Raw genomic sequence first — 16168 nt, forward strand, 5'->3', positions numbered from 1 at the left:
GCCGTCTCCGTCGATTGACAGGCCCCGGCGGGCGCGATACTAGCCAAGGCCCCGGCGTCGGAATTGCGCCGGGTTTTGTCATTTTTCGATAGCTGAGCGATGAAGGAGAGGCTGCGGTGACCGCATCCGTGATGCCGACATACGCCCGCGCCGACCTGGTTTTCGAGCGGGGCGAAGGACCCTATCTCTTTACCGCCGATGGCGAGCGCTATCTCGATTTCGGCTGCGGCATTGCCGTGACCAGCTTGGGTCACGCCCATCCGCATCTGGTCGAGGCGCTGAAGGGGCAGGCCGAGCGCCTGTGGCACACGTCGAACCTCTACCGAATTGAGGGCCAGGAACGCCTGGCCCAGCGCCTGGTCGCCGACAGTTTCGCGGACACCGTTTTCTTCGGCAATTCCGGCGCCGAGGCGATCGAGTGCGCGCTGAAGACCGCGCGCCGCTATCACTTCGCCAATGGGCATCCAGAGAAATTCCGCACCATCACGTTCACCGGCGCTTTCCACGGCCGCACGCTCGCTACCATCGCGGCCGGCGGCCAGGCCAAGCACCTGGAAGGTTTCGGCCCGGCGGCCGACGGTTTCGATCAGGTACCGCTGCATGATTCGAACGCGCTGCGCGCCGCCATCACGGGCGAGACCGCCGCCATCATGATTGAACCTGTCTTGGGCGAGGGCGGCATCTATCCGGTCGATCCGGCGTTCCTGAAGGCGATCCGCGCGGCGGCCGACGAGTTCGGCCTGCTCGTCATCTATGACGAGATCCAGTGTGGCATGGGGCGCACCGGCAAGCTGTTCGCCTATGAATGGTCGGGCGTAACGCCCGATATCATGGCGGTCGCCAAGGCGCTGGGCGGCGGCATGCCGATCGGCGCCTGTCTGGCGACCGAGAAGGCCGCATCAGGCATGGTGCCGGGTACCCACGGCTCGACCTTCGGCGGCAATCCGCTGGCGACGGCGGTCGGCAACGCGGTGCTGGACGTGATGGAGGAGCCGGGCTTCATGGCCGGCGTCGAACAGCGCGCCAAGACTCTGCGCAAACGCATCGAGCAGACCATCGCCACGCATCCGGACGTCCTGGAGGAGGTCCGCGGCCTCGGCATGATGCTGGGCATCAAGGCGGTGGTGCCGGCGGGCGACCTTGTCGCTGCCATGCGCGACCGTCACGTGCTGGTGGTGCCGGCGGGCGACAATGTCATGCGCTTCCTGCCGCCTCTGGTGATCGACGACAGTCATATCGACGAGGCGATCACGGCGCTGGAGGACGCGTGCGTCGCGCTTGAGCCATGAGCGCGACCAAGCATTTCCTGGATCTGGATGCTCTGGACGCGCCGACGCTGCGCGCCATCATGGATGACGCGCATGCGCTGAAAGCCGCGTGGAAACGCGGCGACCGCGAACCGATCCTGAAGCACAGAGTCTTGGCGACCATCTTCGAAAAGCCGTCGACGCGCACCCGTGTGTCGTTCGATCTGGGCATGCGCCAGCTGGGTGGCGAGACGATCAACCTGTCGCCGGCCGATATGCAGCTCGGGCGCGGCGAGACGGTCGGCGATACCGCCGGCGTGCTGTCACGCTATGTCGACGCCATCATGATCAGGACTGTCAGCCATCAGCGAATGCTAGACTTGGCGGACGCCGGCACGGTGCCTGTGATCAACGGTCTGACCGACCGGACCCATCCCTGTCAGCTGATGGCCGACATCCAGACGGTTGAGGAACATCGCGGCCCGATCGCCGGCAAGACGATCGCCTGGGCTGGTGACGGCAACAACATGGCGTGCTCGTGGATCCATGCGGCCGTGCGTTTCAACTTCCGGCTCAACATCGCGTGTCCGGAGCGCTATCGCCCGGAGCAAGAGGTTCTGGAATGGGCGGAACAGCATCAGGGCGACGTGCATATCGTCGACACGGTCGAGGAGGCCGTGACAGCCGCTGATTGTGTGGTCACCGACACCTGGAAGTCGATGAGCGACGAGCGCGCGGAGTCCGAGGCGATCGAGACCAATCTGCTGGAACCCTATCGAATTGACGGGCGAACCATGGCAATGGCCGACAAGGATGCCATATTCCTGCACTGCATGCCGGTTTATCGAGGCAATGAGGTCACCAGCGAGGTTGCGGACGGGCCGCAGTCGGTGATCTTTGATGAGGCCGAAAACCGCCTGCACGCGCAGAAGGCCATCTTGAAATGGTGTTTGACCTGAACACACCCGCCGACGATCTGATCCAGCCGTTTCAGATCGTCAATCTGGGACTAAGCGGTCGCCTGGTTCGCCTGGGCGAGTCGGTGAACCGTGTCTTGTGCCAGCACGCCTATCCCGAGCCGGTCTCGGTCATGCTGGGCGAATTGATGGCGTTGGCCGCGGCGCTCGGCAGCGGTCTCAAGTTCGACGGACGCATGACGGCGGAGACCCGGGGTGACGGTCCGATTCGGCTGCTGGCCGTGGACTTCATGAGCGACGGGCGCATGCGTGGCTATGCGAGCTTTGACCGCGAGCGTATCGCCGAGGTCGAGTCGGCGGGCCTGGAGTCGAACAACTCGGTGCCCCATCTGCTGGGTTCCGGCGTGCTGGTGCTGACGGTCGATCAGGGTGCCGACATGGAGCTCTATCAGGGCATCGTCAGCCTGGACGGCGCCACGCTTGCCGACAGCGCCCACCTCTATTTCCAGCAGTCGGATCAGGTGGATTCCGCGATCAAGCTGGCGGTCGCGCGGCACGATGAAGGCTGGCGGGCAGGCGCGCTCACCATGCAGCGCCTTGCTGAGCTCGGCCCTGGCGACATTCCGATCACGTCGGCCGACCGCGAGGACGACTGGAGGAAGGCCGTCGTGCTGCTGTCGACGGCGACCGGCGAGGAGCTGACCGACCCGGGGCTTGACGCCAACACGTTGCTCTATCGCCTGTTTCACGAAGACGGTGTCAGGGTCTATGACCGCCGCGCCGTGCGTTTCGGTTGCACCTGCTCCGATGACCGCGCCATGGCGGTGCTGCAGTCCATGCCGTCAAGCGAGCTTGAAGAACTGGTCGATGATGGCGTCATCGACGTCACCTGCCAATTCTGCAACCGCAGTCAGAAGTTTACCTTGGCCGATGTCGAAGCGGCCGCCTCGCAGCGCGTAGAACAACAACGGGATGGCTTATGAGACGACGTGAAGTCTTGCTTATCTTGGGTAGCGGATTGGTCCTGACTGCATGCAACACCCCGGTTTCGCTACCGGTCTATCCCGACATCACGTTTCAGCATAAGTCGCCCCTGCGTCTGGATGTCAGCCGGATCGAGGTCATCGAGAGCGCGGCGACCGGCACGGTCGAACCGCCGCAGCGCGACATTCGCGCCAGTCTGCCCATCTCACCACTGGCCGCGATGTCGAACTGGGCGAGCGACCGGCTTGTCGCGGCCGGCGGTCCCGGAGTTGCGCGCGTCTCGATCATCGAGAACAAGTTTGTCGAAACGCCTTTGGATCTGACCAAGGGTGTCCAGGGCATCTTCACCACCGACCAATCGGAACGCTACGAAGGCCTGATGACGGTCAAGATCGAGATCCTGGGCGATCCCTTGCGCTCCGGTTTTGTCCAGGCCCGGGCCGCGGCCAAGCGGACCGTGCCTGAGAACTACACGCTGAACCAGCGCGAACAGACGCTCTACGACATGGTGGCGTCGATGACCCGGGCGCTGGACGAACGCCTGGAGCAGGAAATGCGCGCCAACCTGTCGGTCTTTCTAGTTTAGACCTCAGGTTCTGTCGCGAAGGTCTGGGCTGGCCGGCTGGGTGGGTTGACGCTAACGTTCGATGAGAGCGTTAGGTAGAGCAAGGCCAAGCCCTTGAGAGCGCGCGTTTCAGATGCGGTGATTCTTCTCCGGCGGCCATGTCGCGGCATCCGGCCGGTGGTGCTACGGCGTATCGCAACGCTTGTCACGCTGGTGCTGTCGGTATCCGTTGCATCGGGTTTGCCGGTGTCGCCATCGCACGCCGTCTTTTCCAAACTGACGTTTGACGGCAAGCTCACCTTGAACGGTCAGCCGGCGGCCGGTCAACCGATCATGGTGATCGCCGGGCCTGACCTGATGACAATGGCCCAATGCGGGCGCACGACGACGGACGCGGACGGTCACTACACAATGTCGGTGTCATCGGATCACGCGTGCATCGATGATGGCAATGACGGCGGTCCGGTGACGTTCATCTTCACGTGGCACGGTCAACAGGTCGGCCGTTTCACCACGCACCACAACCCGAATGTCGGCAGTTTTGAAACCATCATCCAGAATCTCAGAATCGTTATCCCCAACAACATCTACGATCTCGATTTCCTGCCGATTGCTATTACAAGCTTCTCACCCGACGAGGATGAAGAACAGCTCGTGGCCCGGCGCTATTACGGCACGGTGACGGTCAGGGGCGCGGCACCTCAAGGCACTGTTTGGGTGACTGTCAAAATCGGGAACGTCACCTGTGGACGCGCCCGGGTACATGGCGGCAAGTTTGTGCTCGACATCACTCCCGATCCTGACTGCGCGTCAAAGCGTTCCGACAGCGGGTGGGAGCGGATTGACCTGGTGTTCCTGGTCAACGACCGTAACACATGGCGGACGACGACACACATCAAGCTCGACGAGCCGATCACACTCGGCAAGGCGAAAGCGACGCCGCCCTTTAGGGCGGACTGGCTGGATTTCTAGTGCGATCGTTTGTTGTGGATCGGCGACGGTGCGTTACGGCCGGAGGCGTTCGATAAGCCGTTTGACGAAGGCGGTACCTGCCTCGACCTGGTCCAGGCTGATGAACTCGTCGGGTTGATGGGCCTGGGCGATGTCGCCGGGTCCGCACACCACTGCGGCGATGCCGTCTTCCTGGAAGATGCCGGCCTCGGTCGCGAAGCTTGCCTTGGCGACCGCGTTGCTGCCGGTCAGCGCGAGCGCCAAGCTGGTGGCCGGCGAAGCGTCATCCGGTTTCAGCGGCGGCACACTGGCGCGCTGTTCTGTCGTGATGTCGGCGGCACTTTGGTGCGCTTGCATCCGGTCGCGCTGGCTGTCCAGATACGCCATGGCGCGATCGGTAAGGTCCTGCGGGTCGTCGGTCGGCATGGCGCGGAAGTGCCAGTCGACCAGGCAGTCCTGGGCGATGATGTTGCTGGCGGTGCCACCCTCGACAATGCCAACCTGGATCGTCGTATAGGGCGGTACGAAGCCCAGGTCGGGTCGCGCGCGGCCCTGCATTTCCTCGAATAGGTCGTCCAGGAAGGTGATGAAGCGGCCGGCCGCGTGCGTCGCGCTGATACCGATATGGGTTGCGCTGGAATGGGCGGCGACGCCGCGAAACCGCGTGCGGAAACCGGCGATGCCCTTGTGGGCGTCGACCACTTCCATGCTGGTCGGCTCACCGATGATCGCCGCTTCGGGGCGCACGCCCTGGGCGCGGATGTCCTTGATCAGGCCGTGCACGCCCAGACAGCCCACTTCCTCGTCATAGGAAAAGGCGAAGTGAACAGGACGCGACAAGGGCTGCGCCAAGAAGTCAGGCACCAGCGCCAGCACGATGGCGACGAAGCTCTTCATGTCGGAGGTGCCACGGCCATAGAGCTTTCCATCTCGTTCGACGACCTTAAACGGGTCGGTTGACCAGTCCTGGCCATCGACAGGAACGACGTCGGTATGGCCCGACAGCACGACACCGCCATCGCCGGTCGGTCCGACGGTGGCGAACAGGTTCGCCTTGCCGCCGTCGCGGTCGTAGCTGAGCGACGACGTGATGCCATGCCGCTTCAGGTAGTCGGCGACAAACTCGATCAGCTCGAGATTGGAATGACGGCTGGTCGTGTCGAATGCGATCAGTCGGTCGATCAATTCGCGGGGTGTATAGGTCGGGGCCATGATGATGTTACTCGCGCCAGAAACGGGGGGTGAGAAGGACTAGAACGGTGAAGAGTTCGAGACGGCCGAGCAGCATGCCGGCACACAATAGGAATTTCGCGCTGTCGGGCAGGCTGGCGTAGTTTCCTGCCGGACCGATGACGGGGCCCAGCCCGGGGCCAACGTTGCCCAGTGCCGCCGCTGCGCCCGAGATGCTGGTCAAGAAGTCCAGATCGTGGGCGGCAAGGCCGACCGTCAACACGAAGAATGCGGCGATATAGATGACGAAGAACGTGGTCACCGATTGCGAGACCGTATCGGAAATCTGCACCTTGTTGAAGTGTGCGACGAACACGCCGTGGGGTTGGGTCAGCCGCTTGAGCTGCGAATAGATGTTGGCGGCAAGCACGTGCACGCGAAACATCTTGATGCCCCCGGACGTCGAGCCGGTACAGCCGCCCAGGAAAAACAGCACGAAGAAAACAGCGATGGCGAAACCGCCCCATGCGCTGAAGTCGTCGGAGGCGTATCCCGTCGTCGTTGCTATGGCGGTGACGTTGAACGCGACCTCGCGAACAACGATCCAGAACGCGTCATCACTGGTCACCAGGCGCCAGATGATCAATAGCGCCATCGCGGTGAGGGCAATGGCAAAGAACCATCGGACCTGCAGGTCACGCCACAAGGGCACGAAACGACCGCGAACCATCTGGATATAGATGACGAACGGCATCGTGCCGAGCAGCATGAAGATGATGGCGACGATTTCGATGCCGGTGCTGTCGAAGACGCCGATCGATGAATCGTGGGTCGAGAAACCCGCCGTCGACACGGTCGTCATGGCATGCATCAACGCTTCGAAAGGCCGCATGCCGGTGGCCCAGTAGGCGACGAAGCATGAGATCGTGAAGACCAGGTAGATGACGGAGATCGAGAACGAAATGCGCGCGGTGCGCGGCAGGATCTTCTCCTGGTCGGATGACTCCGTCTGAAAAAGCTGCATGCCGGCGATGCGCAGCATCGGCAGAAGTGCGACGGCCATGACGATGATACCGATACCGCCCAACCACTGGAGCAGGGCGCGCCACACGATGATACCCGGCGGTACCTCATGCAGATTGGTCACCACCGTCGCACCGGTGGTGGTCAGGCCGGCGACGGCCTCGAAGAACGAATCGCCGTAATCGAGACCGAGCTCGGCGAAGGTGAAGGGAAGGGCGGCAAACGCGGCCAGGATGATCCAGCTCAACGTCGTCAGCAGGAATGCCTGGCGCACGGTCAGGCCCGTCGCGCCGGACCGGTTGGTCAAGAACAGGCCCATGCCGATAAAGAGCGTCAAGAAGCCGGCGCCCAGAAACACCTGCCAATCGGGGTTGTCGGCAGCCAGATCGGCCAGCGCGGGCACAAACATAGCCAGCGCCAGGGTCGTCAGGAGGATGCCGACGACCTGGAGAATGGGCCGGAAGTCGATCACCTTAGAGGTGTTCCCATGTTCATGATCAAGGCGGCGTCATCGTGGCGGTCACGGCCGGAACTGGCAAGGCCGCGATCGGCCGGCCCGAATGCCGGCCTAAGACAGCTCGGACGTCACGGGATTGCCGATATAGGACAGGAACTCGCGCCGCGTCGCCGCCTTGGTGCGGAAATCGCCCAGCATACGGCTGGTCACCATAACGACACCCGACTTATGCACACCGCGCGTTGTCATGCAGTGATGGGTCGCTTCGACGACAACCGCCACGCCCTTCGGCTCCAGCGTGTTGTTCAGCGTATCGGCAATCTGCGCCGTCAGCCGCTCCTGGATCTGCATGCGTTTGGCGTAGACCTCGATCAGGCGCGCGATCTTGGAAATGCCGATGACGCGGTTGCGCGGCATATAGCCGACGTGGATGCGTCCGATGATCGGCGCCAAGTGATGTTCGCAATGGGATTCGAAACGCACATTGCGCAGCGACACCATCTCGTCATAGCCGTCGGTCTCGCCGAAGGTCCGGCCCAGAACATCGGTGGGGTTCCGACCGTAGCCGGTGAACCACTCTTCATAGGCCTTAACCACGCGCTTTGGCGTGTCGAGCAGTCCTTCGCGCGTCGGGTCGTCACCGGCCCACGCTATCAACGTTCGGACCGCCTCCTCAGCCTCTTCGCGGCTTGGGCGGGCGGGTTTTGCCTTATCGCCTGTCACAACATCATCCTTTCGCCGACACCCCGCCTGCTACGGCAAGGCGTTATCGGGCGCGGCCTTCTAGCCCACACGCCGGTGGGCGGCAAGCGGATCAGTTAAGCGATGCCGGCTGGTGCGGGCTGTCCAGGGAAAACGCTGGAATGGCGACATCAAAGGTTTCGCCGCCGGAACACTGCATTTGATGGGTGCCGACCATGATCCCCGATGGGGTGCTAAGCGGCGTGCCACTGGCGTATTCGTAGCTCTCACCGGGCTTCAGCACCGGCTGTTCGCCGACCACGCCGGGGCCGCGCACCTCCTGGGTCCGGCCCGCGCTGTCGGTGATCTTCCAGTGACGAGTCAAGAGCTGAACCGTCTCGGGCCCCTCGTTCGTGATCGACACCTGATAGGCCCAGACGAAGTGGTTCTGCAAGGGATCGGACTGATCTTCCAGATAGATCGGTTCGACCGTGATGGTGATATCGCGCGTGGTTTCTTGGTACATGGCAGCTCAACACGTCGTGGATGCCTTGATCGCCTCCTGCGACCATCGTAATTAGATCATGCGGAGGCGGGTGTAGTTCAATGGTAGAACGCAAGCTTCCCAAGCTCGAGACGGGGGTTCGATTCCCCTCACCCGCTCCATGTTATGCGCTCACGCTGGTCGGTGGCATCACAAATAAACGACCGGCGTTTGACCCCTCAATCTAGCTGTAGACCCCGGCCATGCGTCCGCGCTGCTGAATAAGCGCCAAGATTGTGTCGATGGCGGGGGTCTCGATCCCGGTCATGATACCCAGTTCCTGGACGACGGTGACCAGGGCGTCTATCTCCATCGGCCGGCCCATTTCCAGGTCCTGCAACATGCTGGTGCGGTGTGCGCCGACGGCGGCGCCGCCGTCGATGCGTTTTTCCACATCAATCGCAAACCGTGCACCCAGCGTTTCACCGATCGCCTGGGCTTCTAGCATCATGGCGCGGCTAACCGCCCGGGTCCCCGGGTCGGTGCAAATGATGTCGAGTGTCGCGTGGGTCAAAGCGCTGATCGGGTTGAAACACAGGTTGCCCCACAGCTTGATCCAGATCTCGTCGCGCAGCCGCGCTTTGATTGGGGACTTGAAGCCGGCATCGCGCAGGATCGTCGACAACAGCCCGATACGCTCGCTGCGTTCGCCTGACGGTTCGCCGAGTGAAAACCTGTCGCCGCTGATATGACGAATGACGCCGGGCTCGGGTACATCGCTGGCGGGATAGACCGCGCAACCGATGGCGCGTTCCGGTCCGATGCCGTCCCACAGGCGCCCGCCAGGGTCGACACTCTCCACGCGCCGATCTCGCCACGGCCCATCGAGTTCGTAGAAGTACCACCACGGGAACCCGTTGATGGCCATGACGACGGCGGTTTCGGGCCCCAGTAGCGGCTGCATGGCGTCGACAACGGCGGGCACGGAGTGGGCCTTCAGCGTCACGATGACAAAGTCCTGGACGCCGAGTTCGGCTGGGTTGTCGGTGGCGTTGACGGTGACGGTCTCGCGCGCGCCATCCGCTTCGATCAGGGTCAGCCCATCGGCCTGGATGGCCGCCAGATGCGGACCCCGCGCGATCAAGGAGAGTTCGACATCGGTCTTGGCCAGGCGTGCGCCCATCAGCCCGCCGATGGCGCCGGCGCCGTAGATCGCGATCCCGGTCATGCCAACCCCAGTTTGTCCGCTAGACCGATACGCTGCAGCTTACCGGTCGCGCCCTTGGGGATTTCATCCAGAAAGATCACCGTGCGCGGCACCTTGAAATCGGCGAGGCGTTTGCGCGCAAAGTCACGTATCGCTTGGGTGTCCACGTCTTCGCCATCACGCAAGACAATGGCCGCGGCAACGTCCTCGCCTAGTTTGTCATGGGGTTGCGCGAAGGTAACGACTTGTTCGACGGCCGGGTGGTCCATCAGCACCTCATCGACCTCGCGCGGCGAGATCTTCTCGCCGCCGCGATTGATGATCTCCTTCAACCGTCCGGTCAGACGCAGGTAGCCATCGGCGTCGATCTGTCCCTGGTCGCCGGTATGAAACCAACCGCCGGAGAACGCCTCGGCGTTGGCCTTGGGGTTGTTCTCGTAGCCGCCGGTGACATTGGGTCCGCGGATGACGACCTCGCCGATACCGCCCTGATCCAGAAGCGCGCCAGCCTCGTCCATGATTGCGACCTCAGGCCCGGCGGCACGGCCGACCGTGCCGGGCTTGCGCTGAGCCGGAGGCAACGGATTGCTCGCCATTTGATGGGCGGCTTCGGTCATGCCGTACGCTTCGATCACCGGCGCAGCGAACGTCGCTTCCAGCTCCGCCATCACTTGTGGCGGCAGCGAGGACGAGGACGAGCGGATAAGACGCAACGGGTTCGCCTTGACGATCCCCTGGTTGCGGCCCGCGCGCGACAGGATCGCCTGATGCATGGTCGGCACGGCGGTGTACCATGTGGGCGCGACCGCTTCGAGCCACGGAAAGAACTTGAGCGCATTGAAGCCGGGCGTGCATGAGATCGACGCACCGGCGCTCAACGTCGACAGCACAGCGGCGATAAGGCCGTGAATGTGAAACAGCGGCATGACGTTGAGGCAGCGGTCGCCGGGTGACAGGGCCAGCGTCGCCGCGATGTGCCGGGCCGAGCTGCAGATATTGGTGTGGCTAAGCGGCACGATCTTCGGCCGCGACGTCGTGCCGGATGTGTGCAGCACCAGTGCCGTGTCGTCCGGTTCGGCAAAACCGATCTGATCGGGCGCGGCAGCAACCGGCTCACCCGCCAGTGTGAACGAACCGGCCGGCTCCCCCGCACTGGCGTCCAGCTCGAACACGGGAATAGCTAGATCACGCGCGGCCTGGACGGCTTCGGATGTGCTGCCGCGCTCGACGACCAGCGCCTTGGCGCCCAGATCCTCCAGGTAGAACCGGAACTCGTCGCCGCGATAGGCCGGGTTCAGCGGCGCGGTCGTGGCACCGGCGGCTATGGCGACGAAGGCCACGGCCATCTCCGGCCCATTGGGTAGGACAATGGCGACCCTGTCATTGCGGCCGACTCCGAGCCGATTGAGGGTCGAAACGGTGTTCGCCGTCTGAGCGCGAAGGGCGCCATAGGTCAACCATTCGCGATCCGGCGCGCCGATCGCCGAGGCCGCTTCGTCACCGGCCGAAATCAAGCGAATCAGCGCGTTTATCGGCATTGTGTCTGCGTTTGCGTCCATGGCTCTTCGTACTATGGCGTGACGCCCGTCATTGCAAACCTTGCTTGCCGGTCGATATCGTCAACATTCTTTCGCGCAATCATAAGTAGATCTTATGAGAAACTTGTTCGTGCGTAGGAATGTATACTTGGTCACGTTGGGGTCACCGCAAATGGGCCCCCGGTTACGTGACTTGACCGAGCCGGTGAACGGCAGAGGAGCAGCAGCGGATACCCGATGGTCGAACTGTGGTCGAACTGGCTGATACCAGGTCTGGCCGGGCTGCTTTTGGGATTGGCGGCCGGCATCGGCGCGTGGCACTTGCTGCGCCGCCAGTCCGATCATGAGAGCCTTATCTCCGATGTCACGCGTAACGCCGCCACCATGCTCTGGATGGCTGACGCGGACGGCACGACGACCTACGGCAACAACGCGTGGCGCTGCTACCTGGGCATCGCGTCCAATGAGGACCTTGAGCAGGCGTGGATCTCCGCGCTGCACCCGGACGACAAGGCGGCCTACGGCAAGGCGTGGCGCCGCGCCATGGAAGAGCATGAGCCGCTCAGCATGGAGTACCGGTTGCGCCGTCATGACGGCGTCTACTGCTGGCTCTTCGAGAGCATTCGCCAACGCTTCGATGATAGCGGCCGGTTCAATGGGTTGGTCGGTTCCAGTTTCGACATCACGCGGCGTAAGGATGCCGAGCAAGCGCTGAGAGCAAGCGAGCAGCGCTTCCGCAATCTCTTCACCTCCGCGCCTGCCGGCATCTGGCAGGAGAATTACTCGGCGACCAAGATCTTCATCGATCAGTTGCGGGCCGACGGCGTGGTGGACTTCGACGATCATTTCGATAAACACCCCGACGATCTCGACAAGGCCATCGATCTGATCGAGGTCGTCGACGTCAATCAGGCGGTCCTTGATATCTACAAGGCCGGATCGATGGATCGGCAGGCGTTCATCGAAGAGGTCGAACGGCCAGAACGGCGCATGTTTTGGCGACGGTTCCATAAACAAGAACTGGCGCGTCTCGCCGCGGGCGACAGCCGTCCTGTGGTGGACTACGAGGACCTTGCCTTTGACGGCATGCCGCTGCGCATTCGCTCCGTTTCGTTCGTCGCCGACGAGTTCAAGTCGACCTGGGAGTGCGTCACGTCCTGTGTTCTGGATGTCACGGAAAACCACCAGGCCATGGTCGAGCGTCAGGCCAGCGAAGACCGCTACCGTTCGCTGTTCGACGAGACGCCCGTCGGCATCCTTGAAGAGGACTATTCGCTGGTGAAGCTGGCGATCGACGCCTTGGTCGAGTCGGGTGTCCACAACATCGAAGCCTACCTTCTGGAACGGCCCGACGAGGCGAAGCGCATCAGCGGCATGGCGCGCGTCGTTGCGGTGAACCAGGCGATGCTGGACATGTTCGGCGCGCCGGACCAGGAAAGCCTGGTCGCTTACCTGGACCGTCAGAAGGCAAGCTACGAATGGGCGACGCGGTATGCCCGCGAGATTGGCCACCTGTTGAACGGTCACCATCGTTATCTGACCGAGCTGCAGGAAACCGCGTTCGACGACACCACGTTCGACATCAAGTCGGTGACACTGCTGCCCGATGCCCATGCCGGCACGTGGTCGCGGGTTATTACGACGTTCGAGGATATCACCGTGCGCAAACGCACGGAGGCGGCGTTGCAGTCGAGCCAGGCGCGCTATCGCGACCTGTTCGACCAGACCCCGATCAGCATTTGGGAAGAGGACTTCTCGCTGGTCAAATCGCGCATCGACGAACTGCGCGAGTTCGGCATCACCGATATCGGTGCCTATCTGGACGAGCATCCGGAAGTGGTCGAGGAACTCAGCGAGCTGATCCGGGTCATCGACGTCAACCAGGTGACGGTCGATCTTTATGGCGGCGTTAACGCGACCAGTGTCGTCGAGGCGGCGCGTCAGAGCGATTGGCGCATCCGCTGGGCGCCGATCCACGCCAACATGGTGTCGGTCATGGCGCGCGGCGGCACGCGTGCCGAGATCGAGGCGTTCGACCAGACGATGGAAGGCCGAGACTTTGCCGTCAGAGCGGTCAGCGTGCTGCCGGACTCCCATGCCGGTACGTGGTCGCGAGTCATTTGCGCGATCGAAGATATCAGCCGGCTGCGCGACGCCGAAGAAGGCCGGCGCCAGAGCGAGCAACGCTTCGAGCAGCTTGTGCGCATGCTGCCGGACCCGGTCATGCTGACCGAGCAAGAGCGTGTGACCTATGTCAACAAGGCCTTTGTCGATCTAATCGGCGTCGGCGAGACCAACGACGTGATTGGCCGGCCGATCACCGATGTCCTGGAAGTCGCGCATCAGATCGGCGTGGACACCAACGACAGCATTCGCCGGTTCCTGGACGATGCGGCAAGCGCCGCGTCGCTTGCCCAGGCACGCTTGCTGCGCCTTGATGACCAGGACGGCGAGCCGATCGATGTCGAGGTCGCCGCATCGCGCATGCCCGAAACGCACATCGCGCGCTGGGTCGTCGTTCTGCGCGACATCACCGATCGCCTGCGTCACGAAGACGAAATGCGCACGGCACGCGATGAGGCTGAATCGGCCAACCGCGCAAAGAGTGAGTTTGTCGCCAATATGAGCCACGAGCTCAGAACGCCGCTTAACGCCATTATCGGTTTCTCCGACCTGATGATGAACGAGTTGTTTGGCAAGCTGGGCGACCCCCGTTACGCCGACTACATGGTCGACATCCACGACAGCGGCGAGCACCTGTTGGCGGTTATCAATGACATCCTGGATCTGTCGAAGGTCGAGGCCGGTCAGATGGAACTGTCCGAGGACATCGTCGGTATCGAGGAACTGACCTATGGCGTCGCACGCCTGATGCAGGCCCGTATCGACGAGAACGGCGTCACGCTTGATGTCGATGTGCCCGACAACTATCCGGCCCTTCTGGTCGACGGCCGCAAGATCAAGCAGGTGCTGCTGAACCTGCTTTCGAACGCGGTCAAGTTCACCTCGCAAATGGGCACCATCGTGCTGCGCGCCGAGCTGGACCCCGATGGCGAGATCCTGCTGTCGGTGATCGATGACGGCATCGGCATGACCGAAGACGAGATAACCTTGGCGCTGGAACCGTTCCGTCAGGTCGACGGATCGCTCTCGCGGCGCCACGAGGGCACGGGCCTCGGCCTGCCGTTGAGCCGTTCCCTGGTCGAGTTGCATGGCGGCGAACTGAAGATTGTCAGTCGCCGCGGCGAGGGTACGGCCATCACGGTGGTGCTGCCGGCATGGCGTGCGTCGACCACCGAGCCGCTGCGCGATCGGTTGTCAGCAACGATCTCCTAGGCGGTCCTGGCCAGGTCACGCGCCCTAAGTCTTTGACTTAAGTCATTTTTTCCCTCATCCGCGGCCTTGACGGACTTGTCAAAGCCGCCCTTCCGTTTCGATCGGCGAGGGGTTTGACGTATGAGGCCTCAGAACCATATTGACCTCACGAAGGCGCGCGCCCATGGTGCGCGGCCAACCGACATACCCCCGCGGCAGCGTTGGACGCCGCCCCAAAGGGCGCGATCCCGCTAATCCGCTCGCATTCGGAGACCTCTCATGGCTTGGACCGACGAACAGATTGAAGAACTTAAACGGCTTTGGAACGAGGGTTTGAGCACCGCCGAGATCGGCCGCGCGCTCAATGTCTCCAAGAACGCCGTCGTCGGCAAGTCGCATCGCCTGGGTTTGAAGCCGCGGCCGTCACCGATTGCCGGCAAGAAGGAAGAAGCTGCCGCGCCCAAGAAGAAGGCGCCGACGCCCAAGCAGGAACCCCAGCGCGTCAACGATGTTGTCGATCTGGGCCCCAACATGTGCCGGTGGCCATTCGGCGATCCAGGCGACGCGGATTTCCACTTCTGTGGCAAGCCCTGCATGCCCGGCAAACCCTATTGCGCGGAGCATTGCGCGATCGCCTATGTCAGCAAGACGAGCTCGCGGGATCGTTCGTCGTCGAACAGCTTCGCCAACCGTCCCTCCTGATACACTACGTGATCTGATTTCGTTTGCGCGTGACCCGTCGGTATCGTGCTGACCGATAACGCGCGCGCGATCGGCTTCATGCTGATCGCCAGCGGGTTCTTCACCGTGATGGAGCTGTTGGCCAAGCAGCTCATCGCGTTCGAGGATATGAGCCCGATCCAGGTGCTGTGGGTTCGTGCGGTGATCACGGTGGCGATCCTGCCGGTCATCTTCAGAACATCGCCCGCCGCGATCGTTCGAACCCGCCACCTCGGCAAACAGGCGGCGCGCTCGCTATGCCTGGTCATCGCCGGCTTGGCGTTCTTCTTCTCCCTCTACAAGGTGCCGTTGGCCGACGCGGTGACGATCGTCTTCGTCTGGCCGATGTTCGCCACCGCGATCGCCGCCGTCCTGCTGCGCGAAGCCGTCGGCATACGGCGCTGGTCGGCCTGTGCGGTGGGATTCATCGGTGCCCTCTTGATCATCCAGCCCGGCATGGAAGGCCGTCACTGGATGTACTTCCTGCCGCTGATCGACGCCGTCATGTCGGCGATCTATGTCATCCTCACGCGCATGGTCGGGCGCGACGACAGCTGGGCAACCAGCCTGTTTTACTCCGTTGCCGCGATGGCGCTTTTGGGCGCCTTCGCCATGCCCTGGGTCTGGCAATGGCCGACCCTGGACCAGTGGCTCCTGCTGCTGGGCATCAGCGCCATCGGCATCGCCGCCCACCTCTTCCACATCCGGGCGTTTTCCATCGGCGAGGCATCGCTCCTGGCGCCGCTATCCTACACCCACATCCTGTTCACGACCGTGGCGGCGTTCGTTGTCTTCGGCACGCTGCCGGATGAGATTGCCATGATCGGCGTCGTCTTGATTGTCGGCGCCGGGCTCTACGTTTTGCATCGCGAGCACCTGCGCCGCAAGGCAGCCGACTAGCCTTAGTCC

General features: G+C 62.8%; 14 protein-coding genes and 1 tRNA gene. 9 read left to right on the plus strand and 6 right to left on the minus strand.

Annotated features, from left to right (window positions below; genetic code table 11):
* Positions 1-131: 131 nt before the first annotated feature.
* From AAF563_16120 to AAF563_16140, 5 genes are all read left to right on the plus strand, one after another.
* The gene (locus AAF563_16120; protein ID MEM7122808.1) at positions 132-1289 is read left to right on the plus strand and encodes an aspartate aminotransferase family protein; all 1158 of its coding nucleotides are present in this window, start codon (positions 132-134) and stop codon (positions 1287-1289) included.
* Complete coding sequence (argF, locus tag AAF563_16125; GenBank protein ID MEM7122809.1) at positions 1286-2206, plus strand: ornithine carbamoyltransferase; 921 nt, start codon at positions 1286-1288, stop codon at positions 2204-2206. Before AAF563_16120 ends, argF begins: the two co-directional genes overlap by 4 nt.
* Entirely contained in the window at positions 2191-3147 is a 957-nt protein-coding gene (locus tag AAF563_16130) for an Hsp33 family molecular chaperone HslO (GenBank protein MEM7122810.1), read from the plus strand. The genes argF and AAF563_16130 overlap by 16 nt, the downstream gene beginning before the upstream one ends.
* A complete protein-coding gene (locus AAF563_16135) occupies positions 3144-3734 on the plus strand; it encodes a hypothetical protein (protein MEM7122811.1) in 591 nt (196 codons plus the stop codon). Before AAF563_16130 ends, AAF563_16135 begins: the two co-directional genes overlap by 4 nt.
* Positions 3735-3890: 156 nt before the next feature.
* A complete protein-coding gene (locus AAF563_16140; GenBank protein ID MEM7122812.1) occupies positions 3891-4685 on the plus strand; it encodes a hypothetical protein in 795 nt (264 codons plus the stop codon).
* A gap of 33 nt (positions 4686-4718) precedes the next feature.
* Here AAF563_16140 and argE read toward each other — a convergent pair whose 3' ends face one another.
* The 4 genes from argE to apaG form a co-directional block, all read right to left on the minus strand.
* Positions 4719-5876, minus strand: a complete 1158-nt coding sequence (gene argE, locus AAF563_16145; GenBank protein ID MEM7122813.1) for an acetylornithine deacetylase — start codon at positions 5874-5876, stop codon at positions 4719-4721.
* A 7-nt stretch (positions 5877-5883) separates the two neighbouring features.
* Positions 5884-7329 (minus strand): TrkH family potassium uptake protein, encoded by a 1446-nt coding sequence (locus AAF563_16150; GenBank protein MEM7122814.1) that lies wholly within the window; start codon positions 7327-7329, stop codon positions 5884-5886.
* Between the two features lie 96 nt (positions 7330-7425).
* Entirely contained in the window at positions 7426-8037 is a 612-nt protein-coding gene (gene folE / locus AAF563_16155) for a GTP cyclohydrolase I FolE (protein ID MEM7122815.1), read from the minus strand.
* 91 nt (positions 8038-8128) lie between these two features.
* The gene (gene apaG / locus AAF563_16160; GenBank protein ID MEM7122816.1) at positions 8129-8521 is read right to left on the minus strand and encodes a Co2+/Mg2+ efflux protein ApaG; all 393 of its coding nucleotides are present in this window, start codon (positions 8519-8521) and stop codon (positions 8129-8131) included.
* A 66-nt stretch (positions 8522-8587) separates the two neighbouring features.
* Here apaG and AAF563_16165 point away from each other — a divergent pair.
* Positions 8588-8661 (plus strand) — tRNA-Gly (locus AAF563_16165).
* A gap of 62 nt (positions 8662-8723) precedes the next feature.
* On the opposite strand, the gene AAF563_16170 is transcribed toward AAF563_16165, so the two are convergent.
* Complete coding sequence (locus AAF563_16170; protein ID MEM7122817.1) at positions 8724-9707, minus strand: 2-dehydropantoate 2-reductase; 984 nt, start codon at positions 9705-9707, stop codon at positions 8724-8726.
* Positions 9704-11245: an acyl--CoA ligase gene (locus tag AAF563_16175; GenBank protein MEM7122818.1), complete on the minus strand. Its 1542-nt coding sequence runs from the start codon at positions 11243-11245 to the stop codon at positions 9704-9706. Before AAF563_16175 ends, AAF563_16170 begins: the two co-directional genes overlap by 4 nt.
* A gap of 216 nt (positions 11246-11461) precedes the next feature.
* Between AAF563_16175 and AAF563_16180 the strand changes: the two genes are divergently transcribed.
* From AAF563_16180 to AAF563_16190, 3 genes are all read left to right on the plus strand, one after another.
* Positions 11462-14560 (plus strand): PAS domain S-box protein, encoded by a 3099-nt coding sequence (locus AAF563_16180; GenBank protein ID MEM7122819.1) that lies wholly within the window; start codon positions 11462-11464, stop codon positions 14558-14560.
* 258 nt (positions 14561-14818) lie between these two features.
* Entirely contained in the window at positions 14819-15241 is a 423-nt protein-coding gene (locus tag AAF563_16185; protein ID MEM7122820.1) for a GcrA family cell cycle regulator, read from the plus strand.
* Positions 15242-15286: 45 nt separating this feature from the next.
* Positions 15287-16159: a DMT family transporter gene (locus AAF563_16190; protein MEM7122821.1), complete on the plus strand. Its 873-nt coding sequence runs from the start codon at positions 15287-15289 to the stop codon at positions 16157-16159.
* The last annotated feature ends 9 nt before the right edge of the window (positions 16160-16168 follow it).

The organism is Pseudomonadota bacterium (assembly GCA_039028155.1).
Taxonomy (GTDB): domain Bacteria; phylum Pseudomonadota; class Alphaproteobacteria; order SP197; family SP197; genus JANQGO01.

Bases quoted from the DNA above. Each gene is read 5' to 3' on its own strand.
- AAF563_16120 (MEM7122808.1), top strand. From the start codon at position 132: ATGCCGACATACGCCCGCGCCGACCTGGTTTTCGAGCGGGGCGAAGGA.
- argF (MEM7122809.1), top strand. From the start codon at position 1,286: ATGAGCGCGACCAAGCATTTCCTGGATCTGGATGCTCTGGACGCGCCG.
- AAF563_16130 (MEM7122810.1), top strand. From the start codon at position 2,191: ATGGTGTTTGACCTGAACACACCCGCCGACGATCTGATCCAGCCGTTT.
- AAF563_16135 (MEM7122811.1), top strand. From the start codon at position 3,144: ATGAGACGACGTGAAGTCTTGCTTATCTTGGGTAGCGGATTGGTCCTG.
- argE (MEM7122813.1), bottom strand. From the start codon at position 5,876: ATGGCCCCGACCTATACACCCCGCGAATTGATCGACCGACTGATCGCA.
- apaG (MEM7122816.1), bottom strand. From the start codon at position 8,521: ATGTACCAAGAAACCACGCGCGATATCACCATCACGGTCGAACCGATC.
- AAF563_16170 (MEM7122817.1), bottom strand. From the start codon at position 9,707: ATGACCGGGATCGCGATCTACGGCGCCGGCGCCATCGGCGGGCTGATG.
- AAF563_16175 (MEM7122818.1), bottom strand. From the start codon at position 11,245: ATGGACGCAAACGCAGACACAATGCCGATAAACGCGCTGATTCGCTTG.
- AAF563_16180 (MEM7122819.1), top strand. From the start codon at position 11,462: ATGGTCGAACTGTGGTCGAACTGGCTGATACCAGGTCTGGCCGGGCTG.
- AAF563_16185 (MEM7122820.1), top strand. From the start codon at position 14,819: ATGGCTTGGACCGACGAACAGATTGAAGAACTTAAACGGCTTTGGAAC.